At 52.2% G+C, this 18,293-nt stretch carries 17 protein-coding genes; 7 read left to right on the top strand and 10 right to left on the bottom strand.

The genetic code is table 11. The annotated features are described in order from the left end of the window. Positions 1 to 17 precede the first annotated feature (17 nt). Positions 18 to 1,145, bottom strand: coding sequence for a glucans biosynthesis protein MdoC (gene mdoC / locus GN242_RS12855; RefSeq protein ID WP_154750726.1), 1,128 nt, complete (start codon positions 1,143 to 1,145; stop codon positions 18 to 20). A gap of 269 nt (positions 1,146 to 1,414) precedes the next feature. Here mdoC and GN242_RS12850 point away from each other — a divergent pair, with 269 nt between their 5' ends. The 3 genes from GN242_RS12850 to GN242_RS12840 all read left to right on the top strand — a co-directional run bounded on the left by GN242_RS12850 (position 1,415) and on the right by GN242_RS12840 (position 5,868). Further along, complete coding sequence (locus GN242_RS12850) at positions 1,415 to 2,950, top strand: glucan biosynthesis protein G (protein ID WP_195918334.1); 1,536 nt, start codon at positions 1,415 to 1,417, stop codon at positions 2,948 to 2,950. Next, the gene (mdoH, locus tag GN242_RS12845; protein WP_154750728.1) at positions 2,943 to 5,501 is read left to right on the top strand and encodes a glucans biosynthesis glucosyltransferase MdoH; all 2,559 of its coding nucleotides are present in this window, start codon (positions 2,943 to 2,945) and stop codon (positions 5,499 to 5,501) included. The genes GN242_RS12850 and mdoH overlap by 8 nt, the downstream gene beginning before the upstream one ends. Positions 5,502 to 5,634: 133 nt before the next feature. Continuing rightward, positions 5,635 to 5,868: a YceK/YidQ family lipoprotein gene (locus GN242_RS12840; protein ID WP_195918335.1), complete on the top strand. Its 234-nt coding sequence runs from the start codon at positions 5,635 to 5,637 to the stop codon at positions 5,866 to 5,868. 12 nt (positions 5,869 to 5,880) lie between these two features. Here GN242_RS12840 and GN242_RS12835 read toward each other — a convergent pair whose 3' ends face one another. Further along, positions 5,881 to 6,279: a MysB family protein gene (locus tag GN242_RS12835; RefSeq protein ID WP_154750729.1), complete on the bottom strand. Its 399-nt coding sequence runs from the start codon at positions 6,277 to 6,279 to the stop codon at positions 5,881 to 5,883. Positions 6,280 to 6,508: 229 nt separating this feature from the next. On the opposite strand from GN242_RS12835, the gene GN242_RS12830 reads away from it, so the two are divergent. Next, entirely contained in the window at positions 6,509 to 7,849 is a 1,341-nt protein-coding gene (locus GN242_RS12830; protein WP_156287604.1) for a carbohydrate porin, read from the top strand. Between the two features lie 43 nt (positions 7,850 to 7,892). Here the strand turns inward: GN242_RS12830 and GN242_RS12825 are convergent, their stop codons facing one another. Continuing rightward, on the bottom strand, positions 7,893 to 8,489 hold the full coding sequence (locus GN242_RS12825; RefSeq protein ID WP_156287603.1) for an NUDIX hydrolase: 597 nt from the start codon (positions 8,487 to 8,489) through the stop codon (positions 7,893 to 7,895). An 84-nt stretch (positions 8,490 to 8,573) separates the two neighbouring features. Between GN242_RS12825 and GN242_RS12820 the strand changes: the two genes are divergently transcribed. Further along, positions 8,574 to 9,323, top strand: coding sequence for a DeoR/GlpR family DNA-binding transcription regulator (locus GN242_RS12820; RefSeq protein WP_154751766.1), 750 nt, complete (start codon positions 8,574 to 8,576; stop codon positions 9,321 to 9,323). 5 nt (positions 9,324 to 9,328) lie between these two features. On the opposite strand, the gene mdtG is transcribed toward GN242_RS12820, so the two are convergent. Both mdtG and GN242_RS12810 read right to left on the bottom strand, forming a co-directional pair. Further along, entirely contained in the window at positions 9,329 to 10,561 is a 1,233-nt protein-coding gene (gene mdtG, locus GN242_RS12815; RefSeq protein WP_374189811.1) for a multidrug efflux MFS transporter MdtG, read from the bottom strand. Positions 10,562 to 10,699: 138 nt separating this feature from the next. Then, positions 10,700 to 11,620 (bottom strand): Kdo(2)-lipid IV(A) acyltransferase, encoded by a 921-nt coding sequence (locus tag GN242_RS12810; protein WP_154750732.1) that lies wholly within the window; start codon positions 11,618 to 11,620, stop codon positions 10,700 to 10,702. A gap of 203 nt (positions 11,621 to 11,823) precedes the next feature. On the opposite strand from GN242_RS12810, the gene trhO reads away from it, so the two are divergent. Further along, positions 11,824 to 12,876 carry an oxygen-dependent tRNA uridine(34) hydroxylase TrhO gene (gene trhO / locus GN242_RS12805; RefSeq protein ID WP_154750733.1) on the top strand — a complete coding sequence of 351 codons (1,053 nt, stop codon included), beginning with the start codon at positions 11,824 to 11,826 and terminating at the stop codon, positions 12,874 to 12,876. A gap of 58 nt (positions 12,877 to 12,934) precedes the next feature. Here the strand turns inward: trhO and GN242_RS12800 are convergent, their stop codons facing one another. Together GN242_RS12800 and GN242_RS12795 are read right to left on the bottom strand one after the other, a co-directional pair. Continuing rightward, on the bottom strand, positions 12,935 to 13,510 hold the full coding sequence (locus tag GN242_RS12800) for a YceI family protein (protein WP_154750734.1): 576 nt from the start codon (positions 13,508 to 13,510) through the stop codon (positions 12,935 to 12,937). A gap of 21 nt (positions 13,511 to 13,531) precedes the next feature. Further along, entirely contained in the window at positions 13,532 to 14,086 is a 555-nt protein-coding gene (locus tag GN242_RS12795; protein WP_154750735.1) for a cytochrome b, read from the bottom strand. Between the two features lie 602 nt (positions 14,087 to 14,688). Between GN242_RS12795 and proP the strand changes: the two genes are divergently transcribed. Next, positions 14,689 to 16,164 (top strand): glycine betaine/L-proline transporter ProP, encoded by a 1,476-nt coding sequence (gene proP, locus GN242_RS12790; RefSeq protein ID WP_154750736.1) that lies wholly within the window; start codon positions 14,689 to 14,691, stop codon positions 16,162 to 16,164. A 56-nt stretch (positions 16,165 to 16,220) separates the two neighbouring features. On the opposite strand, the gene solA is transcribed toward proP, so the two are convergent. From solA to GN242_RS12775, 3 genes are all read right to left on the bottom strand, one after another. Continuing rightward, entirely contained in the window at positions 16,221 to 17,333 is a 1,113-nt protein-coding gene (solA, locus tag GN242_RS12785; protein WP_154750737.1) for an N-methyl-L-tryptophan oxidase, read from the bottom strand. Positions 17,334 to 17,441: 108 nt separating this feature from the next. Then, complete coding sequence (gene bssS / locus GN242_RS12780) at positions 17,442 to 17,696, bottom strand: biofilm formation regulator BssS (RefSeq protein WP_154750738.1); 255 nt, start codon at positions 17,694 to 17,696, stop codon at positions 17,442 to 17,444. A 321-nt stretch (positions 17,697 to 18,017) separates the two neighbouring features. Continuing rightward, complete coding sequence (locus GN242_RS12775; RefSeq protein ID WP_154750739.1) at positions 18,018 to 18,290, bottom strand: hypothetical protein; 273 nt, start codon at positions 18,288 to 18,290, stop codon at positions 18,018 to 18,020. Positions 18,291 to 18,293: the final 3 nt, after the last annotated feature.

Here is an 18,293-nt window from a genome sequence, read left to right as displayed (position 1 = left end):
ACCGGCCCTGAATCAGGCTATTTACGCTGTGGCTTCCCGGAGAACAGGAAGCGCAGTAACGGAATGCGCAGATGGATCTCATACAGCAGGAAGGCGATACCAAAGACAAACACCAGACCTGCGAAAAAGCCGAGGGTATTATTGTCAATGCGCTTCACAAACAGCACGCCGTAGAGAATGGTTAGCGGATGGTGTACCAGGTAGATAAACAGCGAGGCGTTTACCAGATAAGTTACACGCGGTGAATGGGAGTTCAGCAGGCGGTGACCAAAGGTAAACACTACGTTGACCATCCACAGCCCCATCAGCATCGATACTACCGCATCAATTTCATACAGCCAGCCTTCCCCTTTGCTCCATGTCTGATTAGCCACGTAAGCCGCAAACGCCAGCGCAGAACCAATAAAGGTCCAGGGAACCGGGCGGACAAACAGTGCTTTAATAGCCGGATACTTCCAGGCCATGGCACCCAGCATAAAGAAGGGCAGGAACATTAACGTCTGCATTACCGCCATATTAAACAGCGCATCGCCGAGAACCTGTGGGGCAAAAGTGAACATCAAACGACGAAATGCGCCCCATGCCAGGCTGCAAAGCAGGATAAAACCGGTTAAATGAGCCCAGGTCAGTTCAGAATAGTCTGTTTTTTGCCGCGCGCTGTCGCGCAATAAACGGAACAACCAGAAGCCTGCCACCGTCAGGACCAGCAGTACCAGCAGGAACCATAAATGCGAAATAAGATCCCATACCAGGGTGTTATATTTCTCATACAGCGTCTTGCTGCTCCAGTCTCCGATCTTGCTTGTCCACTCTTTCAGCATAAAAAACTGTGGCAGCGTAATCAGCGGTATGGCGGTAAGCATCGGGATGCCAACCCGCTCCACGCGTACCTTCAGCCAGTCAGAAGGGGTGTAGCGCAGAAACAGCATATAGGAGAAATAACCCGAGATAACAAAGAAAACCTGCATGCGAAAAGCATGGATAAAATCATTCAGTACCGTCAGCCATTCTGAGGGAGCCAGGCTATTAACTGACCAGGTTTGGCTGGAATAGATCAGTGATACGTGAAACGGCACTCCTAATAACATCAGCCAGGCGCGAATCGAATCCAGAAAATATTCTCGTTGTTGTGTTTTTTTAGTCATAAATATCCAATATTCAACCAGTTATTATCCCGGCTCACCCTGAGCCAGCCTGCAGCTACTGCTTACCTTATTAGAGCAAACACGCGTATACTATCAGCCGAATCTGTTTCCGCTAAACGCTTGAGAATCGGGCTGTTAGCCGTGCAGACGTAGTGGAACAAAAATGTGGTCAGGCTGTCGGAATGCTGAATTATCCTTTAAGATGGATCAATTGATTTAAGCACCCGAAAGGGGGGGATGTGCGGATTAAAATGAACAATAAACCAAAACTGATGAAATTGCGCTGGGTTGGCGCAGCAGTTTTGCTTTCAATGTATGCCAACACCAGTTGGGCTTTCAACATTGACGATGTGGCAAAACAGGCGAAAGAGTTAGCTGGTAAAGGCTTTGAAGCGCCTAAGAGTAATTTACCGTCACAGCTGCGTGATATGAAGTATGCCGACTATCAGCAGATTCAGTTCAATCATGAAAAGGCCTACTGGAACAAGCTTAAGACCCCTTTCAAACTTGAGTTTTATCATCAGGGTATGTACTTCGATACCCCGGTACGCCTCAATGAAGTGACCGCAAACAGCGTTCGCGAGATAAAATACTCCCCGGAATATTTCAATTTCGGCAACGTAAAACATGATCCGGATACCGTGAAAAACCTCGGTTTTGCCGGTTTCAAAGTGCTCTATCCGCTGAACAGTAAAGAGAAGAAAGACGAGATCTCCAGCTTCCTTGGTGCCAGCTATTTCCGTGTGATTGGTCAGGGTCAGGTGTACGGTCTTTCTGCACGTGGTCTGGCGATTGATACTGCGCTGCCATCCGGGGAAGAGTTCCCGCGTTTCAAACAGTTCTGGATTGAGCGCCCGAAACCTCAGGATAAACACCTGGTGATCTATGCGTTACTGGATTCACCACGCGCCACCGGTGCCTATCGTTTCCTGATCACACCGGGCAAAGACAGCACCGTTGACGTGCAGTCGAAAGTTTACCTGCGCGATAAAGTAGGCAAACTGGGTGTGGCACCACTGACCAGCATGTATCTTTTTGGCGCGAATCAGCCCTCTTCCGTGGCCAACTTCCGCCCGGCGCTGCACGACTCCAACGGGCTGTCGATTCATGCCGGTAACGGTGAGTGGATCTGGCGTCCGCTGAATAATCCAAAACACCTGGCTGTCAGCACCTTTACCGTGGAAAACCCACGTGGCTTTGGTCTGTTACAGCGTGGCCGTGATTTTGATAAGTATCAGGATCTGGATGACCGTTACGATCTGCGCCCAAGCGGCTGGATTGAACCTAAGGGTGACTGGGGTAAAGGCCGCGTTGAGCTGGTCGAAATTCCAACTACCGATGAAACCAATGACAACATCGTTGCGTTCTGGACTCCGGAGAACCTTCCAGAGCCAGGCAAAGAGATGAAGTTTGCCTATCGTCTGCACTTTACCCGTGACGAAAACCAGCTGCATTCGCCGGATACGGCCTATGTGAAAAGTACGCTGCGTTCACTGGGCGATGTGAAACAGTCTAACCTGGTGCGTCAGCCGGATGGCACTGTCGCCTTTATCGTTGACTTTGTTGGCCCGGATATGAGCAAACTGCCGGAAAATACCCCGGTTACGCCGCAGGTCAGCATTGGTAATAACGGTGAGCTGGTTGAGAACAGCGTACGTTATAACCCGGTGACAAAAGGCTGGCGTTTGGTTATGCGTATTCGTGTCAAAGACAATAAACAGCCGACCGAGATGCGTGCTGCACTGGTTAACGGTGACAAAACGCTGACGGAAACCTGGAGCAACCAGCTGCCTGCCAATGAATAAGCCTAACGTAGTATCCGACGAATATATCGATGCGCTGCCCCTTTCCCCTGAGCGGAAAGGGGCGCTGCGTGATGCGTTGCCAGAACAGCCGGAAGACTCTTTCAGCCAGTTGCACTATCAGCTGGCTGGAGGTGATCCGGTCGAAACGCGCCCCGATGATGCTCCGCAGGAGTCGGTAAAAGCGCGTGTCGAGATGAGCTGGCCCGACTCTGTTGACGGCGGTCGTCAGTTTGATAAAGACGACCTGGGCCGCACCACGCTGAAAGCGATGCCGAAACATGCCCGCTCTTCTATGTATCCGGATGAGTGGCGCACCAACCCTGTAGCTCGTGCCTGGGACTCCCTGCGCGGGCGTAAAACCACGCCGCGTTACAGCAGCCGCGAAGAGCAGAAAAATGAGGACAAATGGCGCCACGTTGGCTCTATTCGTCGTTATATTCTGCTGTTCCTCTCCGTCTTCCAGACGGTGGTGGCGACCTGGTATATGAAAACTATTCTGCCATATCAGGGCTGGGCGCTGATCGATCCTATGGAGATGATCAACCAGAACTGGCAGCAGTCAGTGTTGCAGATCCTTCCGTATGTGTTGCAAACCGGGATCCTGTTCCTGTTCGCCATCCTGTTCCTCTGGGTCTCTGCCGGGTTCTGGACAGCGCTGATGGGCTTCCTGCAGCTGATGATCGGCAAGGATAAATACAGCATTTCGTATCTGACTAACGGTGACGAAGCGATTAACCCTGAGCACCGTACCGCGCTGATCATGCCCATCTGTAATGAAGATGTTGGCCGTGTATTTGCCGGTCTGCGCGCCACATGGGAATCGGTGGTGCGTACTGGTGAGCAGGATAACTACGATGTCTATATCCTGAGCGACAGCTACAACCCGGATATCGCCATGGCTGAACAGAAGGCCTGGATGGAGCTGGTGCGTGACGTGGGCGGGGAAGGGCGCATTTTCTACCGTCGTCGCCGCCGTCGCGTAAAACGTAAATCCGGTAACATCGATGACTTCTGCCGCCGCTGGGGCAGCCAGTACAGCTATATGGTTGTTCTGGACGCCGACAGCGTAATGAGCGGAGAGTGTCTGAACGGCCTGGTGCGTATGATGGAAGCGAACCCGAAAGCGGGCATCATCCAGTCTTCGCCGAAAGCATCCGGTATGGACACGCTGTATGCGCGCTGCCAGCAGTTTGCTACCCGTGTCTATGGCCCGCTGTTTACCGCTGGTCTGCACTTCTGGCAGCTGGGCGAGTCCCACTACTGGGGCCATAACGCGATTATTCGCGTGAAGCCGTTTATTGAGCACTGTGCACTGGCTCCGCTGCCGGGTGAAGGTTCCTTTGCTGGTTCCATCCTTTCCCATGACTTTGTGGAAGCAGCGCTGATGCGCCGTGCAGGCTGGGGGGTGTGGATCGCTTACGATCTGCCGGGTTCTTATGAAGAGCTGCCGCCAAACCTGCTGGATGAGCTGAAGCGTGACCGCCGCTGGTGTCACGGTAACCTGATGAACTTCCGTCTGTTCCTGGTGAAAGGTATGCACCCGGTACACCGTGCGGTGTTCCTGACGGGTGTGATGTCTTATCTGTCAGCGCCGCTCTGGTTTATGTTCCTGGCCCTGTCGACCGCCTTGCAGATAGTTCATACGCTGATGGAGCCGCAGTACTTCCTGCAACCGCGCCAGCTGTTCCCGGTGTGGCCGCAGTGGCGTCCTGAACTGGCGATAGCGCTCTTCTCCACCACGCTGGTACTGCTGTTCCTGCCGAAGCTGCTCAGTATTGTGCTGGTGTGGTGCAAAGGCGCGAAACCTTACGGCGGCGCGCTGCGTGTGCTGGTATCGCTGTTCCTGGAAATGCTGTTCTCGGTGCTGCTGGCACCGGTGCGCATGCTGTTCCACACGGTGTTCGTGGTCAGTGCTTTCCTCGGTTGGGAAGTGGTGTGGAACTCGCCGCAGCGTGACGATGATGCCACGCCGTGGAGCGAAGCCTTTAAGCGTCACGGTTCGCAGATGCTGCTTGGCCTGGTCTGGGCGGGTGGTATGGGCTGGCTGGATCTTAACTTCTTGTGGTGGCTGTCGCCGATTGTCTTCTCGCTGATCCTGTCACCGTTTGTATCGGTGTGGTCCAGCCGTCGTACGCTCGGCCAGGCTTCCAAACGCGGAAAACTGTTCCTGATACCGGAAGAGTTCAGCCCGCCGCAGGAGTTGCAGGATACCGATCGTTACGTTGAGCTGAACCGTGAGCGTGAACTGGATGATGGCTTTATGCATGCCATGTTCCATCCATCGTTTAACGCCCTGGCCAGCGCAATGGCGACCTCGCGTCACCTGAAAAGCGATATTATCGACTATGCCCGTGACCGCCGTGTCGAACAGGCACTCAGCGAGTCTCCGGCGAAGCTGGATCGCGATCAGCGCCTGGCGCTGTTAAGCGACCCGGTCACTCTCTCGCGCATGCATTATCGTCTGTGGCAGAACGCGGATAAGTATCACGACTGGTTAGATCATTACCATACGTTGAAACTGAATCCGCTGGCGTTGAACAACGCAAAATAACAGCGGTAATTGCAAAAGCCGGGGCCTTTGTGCCCCGGTTTTTTTTTACGTTTTTTTTGCATTCAATGCTATGGTGCTGCATCCGGCAGACGGTAAAATAGTGCGCTTTTTATTCGGGAATAACGTGGTGATAATGTTTTTACGCGGTGTGATGTTAGCGGTAAGTGTGCTGGTACTGAGCGGCTGCGGCAGTATTATTAGCCGAGCCGTGCCCGGACAGGGGCACGGCAATCAATATTATCCCGGTGTGCAGTGGGATGTACGCGATACCGCCTGGCGCTTTATAACGATTATCGACCTGCCGCTGTCGCTGGTGGTGGATACGCTACTACTGCCTGTCGACGCCAGCCACGGTCCGTACGAATAACGGTACCGATCCTCAGGCGCGGTTATCCGCATCGGTATTATTATCTTCCCACTCTTCCGCTGCTGCTTCTGCCTCTTCGCTGTCGGCAGGAGGCTCAAGCTGGAATTCCCCTTCATCCCATTCGTGCAGGGTGTTTTCCGGTAACCATTCGTTGCGCAGTTCCATCTCGTCAAAATCACCTTCAAAGATGGCCTGAGCAGCTTCACCGCTGCGAACTGCCAGAATCTCACCTTCGTCACCGTCATCGGTGAGAAACTCCGCCTGCCACATAATGTCCCCATCCTGCATCACATATTTTTGCAGATTGAACTGGTTCACTACAGCATCTTCTTCGTCTACCTCCGGGTTGGCGGCAAGGTACTCTTCGCGAGCCATATCAATGGCTTCTTCCAGTGTGGCATACAGGTTCATTCGCTTCTTCCTGGTTGTTTTGGTAAAAGTTAATTGTTGTCGCTATACGGCAGGATGCAAGGTCGCTGCAGAGAAAATTTATGGGTATCACTCGTGCGATCCGCGCTCGCTCCGCACGTTTTCAAAAAGGCTTCGCTCCAGGAATATGATTAATTAGCGCCGGGTAAATGATTTGCCCCGGCTGAGGCGGTTTGCCTCGCTGCTAACCACATGTTTCAGGATCCGTAACATGGCTATAAATTACAGAACCTCGCTTAAAACGTGCCTGACCTTTATTTCGTTCAGCTTTGCTTTTCTTGTTTCCCCTGCGCTTGCTGGCGCTGCCCCTTTTGACCCTGACTCCCCATGGTTGCTCGGCGACTGGGGAGGATATCGTAAGCATCTGGCAGACGAAGGGGTAAAATTCCAGATTGACTATAATATGGAGTCGGCCGCAAACCTCGCGGGGGGTTATCGTTCCAGCACCACCATGCGCTATGCCGATCAGTGGGTGTTTGGCAGTACGATTGACCTCGAAAAGCTGCTCAACTGGAAGGGCGCTGAATTTCAGGCCACGCTGAACAACCGCAGTGGTAAGGATTTAACACCCTACATTAACGATCCTCGCGCTGGCGGATTATCTAACCTGCAAGGCATTTCGGCACGCGGTGACTATTTACGTCTGACCCAGTTCTGGATTAATCAAAAGCTGTTTAATAACTGGCTGGAGGTGAAACTGGGGCGTCTTACCACCAACGAAGATTTTGCTACTTCCGGCGTCGGTATGTTCGAAAACTGGGCGATGGGTGGCGGGCAGCCTGGCCACTGGCGCAATGACCGCTGGTACGATGGCCCGATATCCCAGTGGGGCGGGCGGTTTAAACTTAATCTGCCTCAGCATGTCTATTTCCAGGTGGGTGTCTATAACCAAAACCGCGCTAACTTCCAAAAAGCTAACGGGTTCCGTTTTGATATGGGCCACGGTCTGGGTAACCTCATTCCGGTGGAGCTTGGCTGGCAGCCGCGTCTGGGGCAGGACAAACTGCTGGGGAATTACCGGCTGGGGATGTATTACAGCTCCGTTAAGGGCGGTGATTATCACTCATGGAAGGATGGCGCTTATCATCATCAACGCCATGCTTACGGCGGTTATCTGATGGCCGAACAGCAGCTGTTCGCAATGAAAGGTGATAATACCCGCGGCCTGAGCGTCAGCTTCCAGTATGTTATGAACGATCACCGTACGGCAAAACTGGACAACTATCAGTCGCTGGCGCTGGTCTGGAAAGGGCCGTTTGATTCGCGTCCGGGTGATGAAATCGGCATTGGTATGGCGCGAATTCATGTTAACAATGACTACAACAAAATGCGCAGAGACCAGAACGCGGCCAACGACGTCAGCAGCTATGACGATCCATCTTACTTGCCGCTGCAACAGGGTTCTGAGTGGAACTACGAGCTTTACTATAATGTTAAGGCCACGCGCTGGCTGAACTTGCGGCCAAGCCTCCAGGTGGTGACTAAACCGGGTGCCGTGCGGCAGGTGAATGACGCGCTTATCGGTGGCCTGTCTGCGGATATTTCCTTTTGAGGGTATAGCGCGGCGCACTTATTGCCCCGCGCAGACCCCGGGTTTACTCTCTCTCTTCGTTCCCCTGGAAGAAATGATTAAGTGCCAGATGCTGTATCAGCATAATGGTTTTGGCATCCATAATTTCGCCACTGCGGATGGCCTCCAGTGCACGGGAAAAAGGCCACTCGATCACTTCAATATCCTCACCCTCGGCAGCCACACCGCCGCCGTTGCCATAACGATCGTCATCAGAGTATTCAGCAATAAAAAAGAAGAGTTTTTCGGTTACTGAACCCGGGCTCATATAGGATTCGAATACTTTCTCAATGTGAGTGATGCGAAAACCGGTTTCTTCTTCTGCTTCCGCAATAATGCGCTCTTCAGGGGAGGCGTTGTCCAGCAGGCCAGCCGTTGCTTCAATCAAAAAACCGTTATGACCGTTAATAAAAATGGGAAAGCGAAACTGTCGGGTCAGCACTACGGTTTGCCGGCTTTTGTGATAAAGCAGCACCACCGCGCCATTGCCGCGATCGTAAGATTCCCGGCTCTGCTCCTGCCAGCTGCCGTCGCGGCGCAACAGTTCAAAGGTGTATTTTTTCAGGGTATACCAGTTATCTGAGAGCAGCTGCTCACGAATGTTACGTACACGGTTGTGCATGTTTTTGCCCTTATTTAGGTGACCTGAAACACGCTATCATGCATAATCGTGCAATATCAAGATCAATTGTGAAAGAGGACAATGATGCTTTCCAGTCAACGTAAACAGCAGATTCTGGCCATGCTTGCACGTGAGAAACAGGTACTTTCACGTGAGTTGAGTCAGCATTTTTCCGTGTCAGAAGACTCCATCCGGCGGGATTTAAGAGAGCTGGCGGCAGAAGGGCTGTTACAGCGGGTACACGGTGGCGCGCTGCCGGTTTCTGCCGCCATTGCGCCATTCGAAACGCGTAAAAGCGTGCAGATAGAGTCAAAACGTCGGGTTGCCGAAAAAGCAGTCGGGCTGATTCAGGAAGGGCAGGTGGTAATGATTGACGGTGGTACCACCACAGCTGAGATGGTTTACCTGCTGCCGCGAAATCTGGCGTTTACGGTGGTCACGCACAGCCCCGGTATCGCCGTTGCTCTGGTGGATTATCCGTTGATAGACGTCATTATTATCGGCGGACAGCTCTACAAACATTCGGTGGTGACGACTGGCGCTGCGATGATCGAGGGGATCCGCCGTATCAATGCGGATCTGTTTTTTATGGGCGTCACGGGTGTGCACAAAAGTGCCGGTCTTACCACGGGCAACTATGAGGAGGCCTGCGTGAAACGGGCGCTGGCAGAGCGGGCAGCGGAAACTGTGGTGCTGGTTTCTCAGGAAAAACTGAACTCTGCATCGGCATTTGTGATTGGCGAACTGTCACTGGCCAGCACTCTGGTGGTAGATGAAAGGCCCGATGAAGAGCTGTGTCAGCTGTTAAATAAACTGCAAATTACCCTTATCTGAGGGCGCTACTCTTCCCGCACTACCATCAGTTCGGAGCGGTTGCGCAGAGTGATCCAGGTATACAGCACGTTAAACAGCACAATGCAGGCGGTGACCACAAATACCGCGCGGAAGCCGAAGTGGGCCGATACCGTGGCCCCCATCAGAGGCCCGGTGACATTGCCGATATCGCGAAACGACTGGTTATAGCTGAATACACGCCCGGCTACCTTGTTGCTGGCGTTATAAACCAGCAGGGATTGTACGGCGGGTAAGAGTGCACCGTCGGCGGCACCCAGCAGGAAGCGCAGTATTCCCAGCTGCCAGACGTTCTGTACAAACGCCATCGGAATCAGCAGCAGCACAGAGAGTATCAGCATGGTAATTAAAATGCGTTCCGGCCCGATGCGGTCGCCCAGTTTGCCAAGGCGCGGGGCACTCAGCAGCGCCGCCACCCCGGGTACCGAAGCGATCATGCCGCTGATAAATGCCAGGTTAGAGACATGTCCTGCCAGCTCTCGTACGTAGAGCGTGAGGATGGGAGCGATGGATCCGGTAGCGACCTGAATGATCAGCGTAGTGACAAATAGCGCCAGCACCAGGCGTGGATTTCTCAGGGAGGCCAGCACCTGGCGGGCGTGCAACATGTCTTTTTTCTGAACCGGAATAAAGCTCTCGCGTACGCAGAATAGCGTCATCATAAAGCAGATAAACAGCACTCCGGCAGTGATAAAGAACACCGGACGCAGGCCGAAGCTGTCGGCCAGCAGGCCGCCAATCAGCGGGCCTATCAGCGCACCGCTGACGGCACCCGTAGAGAGCCAGCCCATCGCCCATCCGGTTTTACCACGCGGAACCTGAGTGGCAATAAGCGCATTGGCGTTGGGCACAAAGCCTCCGAGCAGCCCCAGCAAGGCCCGCAGCGCCAGAAATTGCCAGATAGAGGTTGCCATACCCATCAGCATCATCACAATCGCCATTCCCAGCGCCGAGCGCAGCAGCATAATTTTACGCCCTTTACGATCGGCCAGTCCGCCCCAGAAAGGGGAGGCTATAGCGGAAAAGAGGAACGTAATGCTGAACACCAGTCCTGACCAGAGATTAAGCGCCTGCGGGTCGGTTATACCGAGTTGCTCAACGTAAAGCGGGAGAAAGGGCATCACCAGACTGAAACCTGCACCGGTCAGAAAACAACCAACCCAGGTGACAAAAAGATTTCTTCGCCAGTTAATGGCGGCGGGGGCATCGGGCATCGACATAGAATAAACAGTTACCTCATAAACTATTAGCTCATCAAGTATACGCTTTTATTCGACAACCCAACCGACGTGCGATCAAAAAAAATGAAAAACCGTTTCAAATATTGAAACTGGCCGGATGTCCGGCCAGTTGTAAAATCAGTAGAGCGAGGGCTGCCCGTCGGGGCGGGTTTTAAAGCGCCGGTGTAACCACATATACTGATCTGGGGCCATTAACACGCAGTTTTCAATAATCTGATTCATCCGCGCAGCGGTTGCGTGTTCATTATCCAGCGGAATGGCGGTCTGCTCCGGGAGGATGACCATTTCATATCCCTTGCCAGAGGGCAGGCGGCGCGGCACAAAGGGGATCACCGCAGGATTGCCACTGCGGATCAGCAGATAGCTGCCCTTGGTTGTGGCGGCCTGCTCAACGGCAAATAGCGGAACAAACACGCTGCTTCTCGGGCCGTAATCATGGTCGGGTGCATACCAGATGATTTCACCTCTTTTCAGCGCGCGGATCATCCCTTTGAGATCTCTGCGATCCAGCATGCTTTTATTGGAACGCATGCGACCCCATGTCTGGAGCCAGTCGATTAAGGGGTTATCGTTAGGCCGGTAAACGCCAATACCTGGGTTATAAATTCCGAAAATACGCGCGCCCAGTTCCAGCGTCAAAAAGTGAATACCAATCAGCAGCACCCCTTTTCCATCGGTGGCCGCCTGCGATATATGCTCCAGCCCGCTCACTTTGAACCATTTTTTGATGCGCCAGTCCGGCCAGAACCAGGCCATACCGGTTTCAATAAGCCCCATGCCGAGAGACTCAAAGTTACGCGTCAGCATCGCTTCTCGTTCAGCGGTGGGCATCTGCGGGAAACAGAGTTCCAGATTACGTCTGGCGATACTCACCCTGGATTTAAGCAGGCGCATCGACACTCTGCCAAGACCGCAGCCAATAAAATAAAGCAGCGGATAGGGTAATAAAACCAACAGATAAAGCAGGATAATACCCAACCAGATAAACCAATAACGTGGGTGCAACAAGGCGCGATTGAATTGAGGCAGTTGGGTCATGAGAATCCAGATAGTAAAAAAAGGGAATATTATGATGTGGTTAAAATTTTAGTTATGGCCTATTGTGCCATTTTTCATAGTGTAGTCGAAGTTTTCGGCGGTACATGTGTACAGAAAAAATATATCCGCTAAGGACAATGCCTGGCAGCTCGGGTATTATGACGCCGAAATTTTTTCTCTCCTTGAACGCAGGAACGTACACCATGCCAGTGTTACATAACCTTGTTTCCAATGAAGAGCTGAAGGCACGCATGCTGGCTGAAACTGAGCCGCGCACCACAGTCTCTTTTTATAAGTATTTCACCATTGAAAATCCGCGCGCGTTTCGCGATGCCCTGTATCTCACGCTGACAAAGCTGAAAGTATTTGGCCGCGTGTATGTGGCGGCTGAAGGCATTAACGCGCAGGTCAGCGTTCCGGCCAGTCAGTATGAGCAGATGAAAGCGGCGCTGTATGATTTCCACCCGGCGCTGAATAATCTGCGTATGAATATTGCGCTGGATGATGACGGTAAATCCTTCTGGGTACTGCGTCTTAAAGTCCGCGAGCGCATTGTGGCTGACGGTATTACGGATGACACCTTTGATGCCAGCGATGTAGGTGACTATCTGAAAGCAGCGGAAGTGAACGCCATGCTGGACGATCCGCAGGCGGTGTTTGTTGATATGCGTAACCACTATGAATATGAAGTGGGCCATTTTGATAATGCGCTGGAGATCCCGGCTGATACCTTCCGTGACCAGCTGCCCATGGCTGTTGATATGTTGCAGCAGGACAAAGACAAAAAAATTGTTATGTACTGCACCGGCGGTATCCGCTGTGAAAAAGCCAGCGCCTGGATGCGCCACAACGGCTATGAAAATGTGTATCACATTGAAGGCGGAATTATTGAGTATGCCCGCCGTGCCCGCGAGCAGGGGCTACCAGTACGTTTTAAAGGCAAAAACTTTGTCTTTGATGAGCGTATGGGGGAGCGTATTTCCGAAGATGTGATCGCTAACTGCCATCAGTGCGGTGAACCTTGCGACACCCACGTTAACTGCCTGAATGATGGCTGCCATCTGCTGTTTATTCAGTGTCCGGCCTGCGCTGAGAAATTCAATCACTGCTGTAGCCCGATCTGCATGGAAGAGCTGGCGTTACCGCCAGAGGAACAGCGTGCCCGCAGGGCGGGTCGTGAGAATGGTAATAAGATTTTCAACAAGTCCCGTGGCCTGTTGAGTACCACAATGCATATTCCTTCTCCTGAAGAATAAGCCTGTGCTTTTCGGCCTCTCACCGGGCGATGTTCCGGTCAGAGGCCAGCTGTTAGCGTTACTGGCGCACGCCTTCTACAGAAATGATCAGCTCTACATCCTGAGATGCCGGGCCTAAATCTGATTTAATCTTGAAATCTTTCAGTGCGATTGTGCCGGTGGCTTCAAAGCCCGCACGGTAACCGCCCCACGGATCTTTCCCTTCGCCGGTCAGCTTCGCCGCCAGTTTCACCGGTTTAGTCACGCCGTTCAGCGTAAGGTTACCGGTTACTGCCAGCCCTTCACCCTGTTTTTCGACGCCTGTCGATACAAACGTTGCCTGTGGGAATTTGCTGGCATTCAGGAAGTCGGCGCTGCGCAGGTGTTTATCACGCTCTGCGTGGTTGGTATCCACACTGCCGGTATTGATCGTCACATTCACTTTATCTTTAGCCGGATCGGCCTCATCAAAGGTAAAGCTACCATCGAAATCTTTAAAGGTACCGTACAGCCAGCTGTAGCCCAGATGCTTAATGCGGAACTGGACAAAAGCGTGTTGCCCTTCCTTATCAATTTTATAATCAGCAGCGCTGGCAGTTCCTGCCGTCATCAGCAGAGCGGCAGTGGTTAAACCCAGAATACTTTTTTTCAGCATGGTGTTCTCCATTCTTATGATTTAGTCGATGCGGTGTCCCAGCATCCTTTTCAACGTAATATCGCGATCGATAAAGTGGTGCTTAAGTGCGGCCAGCGCATGGATAGCGGAGAGGATCACCACGCTCCATGCCAGCCAGAGATGGATATCACCGGCCAGATCTGCCTGCTCACCCAGCCCGCTAAAGAGGGCGGGAACCGGCAGAACGCCAAACACCTCAATCGGTTTACCTTCAGCCGTCGAGATGAGATAGCCGCTGATTAAAATAGCGAACAGAATGCCGTAGAGAAGGAGGTGCGCAATAACAGCGCTGTAGCGCACCAGCGGCGTATAACTGCTGAGGGGTTTGGGCGGAGGCGAAACAAAGCGCCACACCACGCGTACCAGCATGACTGCAAACAGAACCATGCCGATACTTTTGTGCAGCTCAGGTGCCTTGTGGTACCAGGTATCATAATATCCCTGGGTCACCATCCACAGACCGAGCGCGAACATACCGTAAACGGTACCCGCCACCAGCCAGTGCAGCACAATGCTGATTGAGCCATAACGAGAAACGCTATTTTTCCACTGCATAGTAAGACCCGTGAACAAGAATTTTAGATAAGACTGGCCTTGTGTAAGGTCAAAATCAACAAATAGTTTTACTGATTTATGATTTTGTTAATTTTGTGAAATATTTTGATGGATATCTGCTGTTATGCGCAGTAATTCAGAAGGCTATTACCTGTTTACATAAAAAACATGAGTGTATATGGCGTGTTGATGAGAGCGAGAGCGAGAGGTTACGTTCGGATTTTTTGCTGCTTAATTAAGGTATTGTCAATATATTGTCACATTATGTCAATATCGCTGTCACGGAAATCGTTACCAGGATTAATGCATTGCCCTGGGTGACTATCACTCATTGCAGACAGGAGTTTCGCAATCCCCTGCTTTAGCGATGCATGACCTTAAGCTTACCCCCCTGAAGCAGAGAATAGTGCGCTTAACTTGATATTATGCGGAGTTTTGTCTACCGTAAAGGAGTGTCAGTAGAGCGTACTATAAGATTTACCGTTAATTACCATTCTTAATTCGCTGCGTTATAGCTTTCTTCCTCTTTGCTGTTTTTCAATTATCTGTTAAGCGACGAAAGCTATAAGGCTGCTCACTTACTGCAACATCGGGAGCATGCAATGGATACATCATCAGAGGGGCAACAGCCTCGAAAAAAGCATTTCTGGAATAAAGATAAAGCCGCCAAGCCGGCGTTGAGCGTTGACGATATCACTATCGTCGATAAAGCGATGCTGAAGCGTGCGGTTGGCGCAGCGGCTCTTGGGAACGCCATGGAGTGGTTCGATTTTGGCGTTTACAGCTTTCTTGCCGTGACCATTGGTAAAGTCTTCTTCCCCGGCGGTAGCCCGGCTGCACAGCTGCTGGCAACCTTCGGGGCTTTTGCCGCAGCCTTCCTGGTGCGGCCGGTAGGTGGACTGGTATTCGGCCCGCTGGGCGACCGCATTGGCCGTCAGAAAGTGCTGGCCCTGACAATGATTATGATGTCGATCGGCACCTTCTGTATCGGATTGATTCCCGGCTATAACACCATCGGGATTATGGCTCCGGTACTGCTGTTGCTGGCGCGTCTGTTACAGGGCTTTTCCACCGGCGGTGAATATGGCGGGGCGGCGACGTTTATCGCCGAGTACTCTACCGATAAGCGCCGTGGTTTTATGGGAAGCTGGCTGGAATTTGGTACGCTCGGCGGCTATCTGCTGGGCGCGGGGCTGGTGACCGGGCTGACGGCGGCGATGCCGGAGCAGGCACTGCTGGACTGGGGATGGCGCATTCCCTTCTTTATTGCCGCGCCTTTAGGGCTGTTCGGCCTCTATATCCGTCTTAAGCTGGAAGAGACCCCGGCTTTTCAGAAGCATATGGAGAAGCAGGAGGAGTTGGAACACAGTAAACCACGTCTGACTCTGTGGGAGATGCTGAAAAAGTATCGCGCCGCGATGCTCAAGTGCATAGGCCTGGTGCTGCTGTTTAACGTCTCAAACTATATGATGACCTCATATATGCCCAGCTACCTCACCGGTATCCTTGGTCTGAGCGAGCTGAGTTCGCTGCTGCTGATTATGGTAGTGATGTTTGTGATGATGCCGCTAACGTTATTCTGGGGCCACTGGAATGACCGCCTGGGACGCCGTCCGGTGATCTGGGGCGGGGCGATCGCGCTGATTGTGCTGGCGGTTCCTTGCATGATGCTGATTGGCACCGGAAACCTGTGGCTGGTCTTCCTTGGCCTGATTATTCTTGGTGTTATCCATACCTGTTTCAGTGGTTCGATGCCAGCGACTTTACCGGCGCTGTTTTCAACCGATATCCGCTACAGTGCGCTGGCAATCGGTTTTAACCTGTCGGTATCGCTGTTTGGTGGCACCACGCCGCTGATTACCACCTGGCTGGTGGAGAAAACAGGTAATCTGCTGATGCCTGCTTACTATCTGATGGGGGCAGGGGTCATTGGTGTGATCACCGTCTTTACCCTGCGTGAAACCGCCCGTAAGCCGCTGCGTGGGTCGGCACCTTCAGTAGGCAGCCGCGCAGAAGCGCAGCGCCTGGTAGATAAGCTGCGTTTACGCGGGAAAAAACCGGCACCAGCCGGGAAGTAACTCAGCAGGCCGTAACGAAAAAGGCTCACAGTGTGAGCCTTTTTTTATGCCGGAGATTAAAAGCGCGTTAATGCAAACGGGGTTAAATCAAACTCGCTGGTTTTCCCCTGAGCGAACTGTGCGGCTATCTCACCGAGGACGCTGGCGAATTTAAAGCCGTGGCCGCTTAACCCGGTGATCACCATTCGATTGGGTTCGTCCGGGAAGGTATCAATAATAAAGTCTTCATCCGGGGAGTTATCATAGGTGCAGGCTTCTCCGCGCAGACAAACACCAACGCCCGGCAGGAAGGTACGCATAAAGTTGAACAGCTCGCTGCCGTCCTCCGCTACGCTGCCAAAAGGTTTGCGCCCTTCAGGGGCGTCAATCGGCTGCCCGCCTTCGTGCTTACCAATTTTGATGGCATTGTTATCGGCAGGAAAGCCGTAATAGTGGATGCCGTCCGGCATTTCGACGGTAAACGCCGGGAATTTGTTATCCGTGCTGTAGCGGCCATCAGCCTGATGCCAGGCGAAAACTTTACGTACCGGAGTAACTGGCAGGGAAGGATAGAGCGTTTTTGCCCAGGTACCTGCGCTAACCAGCAGTTTGCGTGCGCGATAAACGCCATCCGCTGTGGTTACCGCTTGCAAGCCTTCTTCTGTCTCAATCCGGGTGACGCCGCAGTTAAACAGCTGGGCACAGCCCGCATCCTTTGCCATGCGGATCCAGCTTTTTACCGCAATCTCTGATTTAAGGAAGCCAGACTGTGGTTCAAATACGCCGATATAGCCGTCTGGTACCGTTATCTGCGGCCAGCGTTGATGAATCTGTTCTTCATTAAGGATCTGCACATTCAGCGCAAACTGCTCTGCACTCTGAATCACATTTTGAATAAATTCGGAGTGATGAGGGGCAAGGTTCAGTACCCCGCTGCGCTGCATGACGCGCTCGCCGCTCTGCTGCTCCAGCTCATCCCACAGCTGCTGGGCGCGCAGCACCATCGGCACATAGCGCGCACCTTCACCGTACGCATGGCGGATTAAGCGGCTTTCACCATGATGGCTGCCTTCGCTGTGCGGTGGATGATGTCTGTCAATCATCAGAACTTTCAGGCCAGCCTGAGTAGCGTACCAACCGGCAGCAGCGCCGACAGAGCCGCTGCCAACCACAATTAAATCGTAAACCATCAGTATCAGCCTCTGTTAATCGAGCAATTACAGCAGAATACCAAATTATTGCAGGCATGAAAAAGGCACCCTGTGGGGTGCCCTGGAGAAACATAGTTCAGTGATAGATTAGTGCTTTTTGTAGTCACGATCCTGGTATTCGGTCGATTCTATTTTGGCAATGCCAGCTTCAAGGATGGAGATAAATTGCCTTGCAACGTCGGTTGTAAGCCAGTAAGTCTGACCAACTTCTGCATCTTCAGCGGGCTGCTGATCGGAAGAGAGCGAGTGCAGACGGATCATCATGGCATCATAGCTATCTACGGTACTGATATCCCATCCGATGAGGGGATGTGTCTGGATAACCTCTTTGTTTCTGTCCATTATAACCCCCTGATTACTCGTGAATGATAACAACGAAGTGATTTATCGAGGTTCAATGCGGCTTTTTTTTCTTTGAGCTTTGTAATTATAACAGGAGTTTTTTTGTTCGCAGATTAAAATTTTGTCTGCGTTAAAATCAGACGCTATTCGCGTGCTAATTAAACATCGGTAGATGAAAAAATAATCATCTTCCGATGAGTGGCAGCATTATTTTGGGCGTGATAGTACGTATCATATTTCAGCATAAGAAGAGGGGGTTCATTTACCCGTTAACGACTAATTGGGTTGACGAACGCCCCACTATGCAACCGTGCGTACTATTTAAGGTACTTCCGGTGTTGCCGGGAGTACACCCGTGCGTTTTTCCAGTTCCCCGGCCAGTCGGATGAAATGCCGCTGAAGCTGTTCATCATAGTTCTGGTTCTGCCCTTCAAGCTTTAAACTGTGAATTAACAGTTGGTTAGCTTTGTCATCAAGACAAAAAGAGAGCGTGGAAAAGGCATTTTCTAATACTGTCAAACGGCGTTGCTGCTCACCAATCATTGCCAGCAGTTCGCCAAACGTCATTGCCTCTTCTGGATTATCGGCAGCCATAGG

The organism is Erwinia sorbitola (assembly GCF_009738185.1).
Taxonomy (GTDB): Bacteria; Pseudomonadota; Gammaproteobacteria; order Enterobacterales; family Enterobacteriaceae; genus Erwinia; species Erwinia sorbitola.
Note: the sequence above shows the minus strand (reverse complement) of the source record. Positions and strands in the feature narration are given on the sequence as shown.

Bases quoted from the DNA above. Each gene is read 5' to 3' on its own strand.
- mdoC (WP_154750726.1), bottom strand. From the start codon at position 1,145: ATGACTAAAAAAACACAACAACGAGAATATTTTCTGGATTCGATTCGC.
- mdoH (WP_154750728.1), top strand. From the start codon at position 2,943: ATGAATAAGCCTAACGTAGTATCCGACGAATATATCGATGCGCTGCCC.
- GN242_RS12840 (WP_195918335.1), top strand. From the start codon at position 5,635: ATGTTTTTACGCGGTGTGATGTTAGCGGTAAGTGTGCTGGTACTGAGC.
- GN242_RS12835 (WP_154750729.1), bottom strand. From the start codon at position 6,279: ATGAACCTGTATGCCACACTGGAAGAAGCCATTGATATGGCTCGCGAA.
- GN242_RS12830 (WP_156287604.1), top strand. From the start codon at position 6,509: ATGGCTATAAATTACAGAACCTCGCTTAAAACGTGCCTGACCTTTATT.
- GN242_RS12825 (WP_156287603.1), bottom strand. From the start codon at position 8,489: ATGCACAACCGTGTACGTAACATTCGTGAGCAGCTGCTCTCAGATAAC.
- GN242_RS12820 (WP_154751766.1), top strand. From the start codon at position 8,574: ATGCTTTCCAGTCAACGTAAACAGCAGATTCTGGCCATGCTTGCACGT.
- mdtG (WP_374189811.1), bottom strand. From the start codon at position 10,561: ATGTCGATGCCCGATGCCCCCGCCGCCATTAACTGGCGAAGAAATCTT.
- GN242_RS12810 (WP_154750732.1), bottom strand. From the start codon at position 11,620: ATGACCCAACTGCCTCAATTCAATCGCGCCTTGTTGCACCCACGTTAT.
- trhO (WP_154750733.1), top strand. From the start codon at position 11,824: ATGCCAGTGTTACATAACCTTGTTTCCAATGAAGAGCTGAAGGCACGC.
- GN242_RS12800 (WP_154750734.1), bottom strand. From the start codon at position 13,510: ATGCTGAAAAAAAGTATTCTGGGTTTAACCACTGCCGCTCTGCTGATG.
- GN242_RS12795 (WP_154750735.1), bottom strand. From the start codon at position 14,086: ATGCAGTGGAAAAATAGCGTTTCTCGTTATGGCTCAATCAGCATTGTG.
- proP (WP_154750736.1), top strand. From the start codon at position 14,689: ATGGATACATCATCAGAGGGGCAACAGCCTCGAAAAAAGCATTTCTGG.
- solA (WP_154750737.1), bottom strand. From the start codon at position 17,333: ATGGTTTACGATTTAATTGTGGTTGGCAGCGGCTCTGTCGGCGCTGCT.
- bssS (WP_154750738.1), bottom strand. From the start codon at position 17,696: ATGGACAGAAACAAAGAGGTTATCCAGACACATCCCCTCATCGGATGG.
- GN242_RS12775 (WP_154750739.1), bottom strand. From the start codon at position 18,290: ATGGCTGCCGATAATCCAGAAGAGGCAATGACGTTTGGCGAACTGCTG.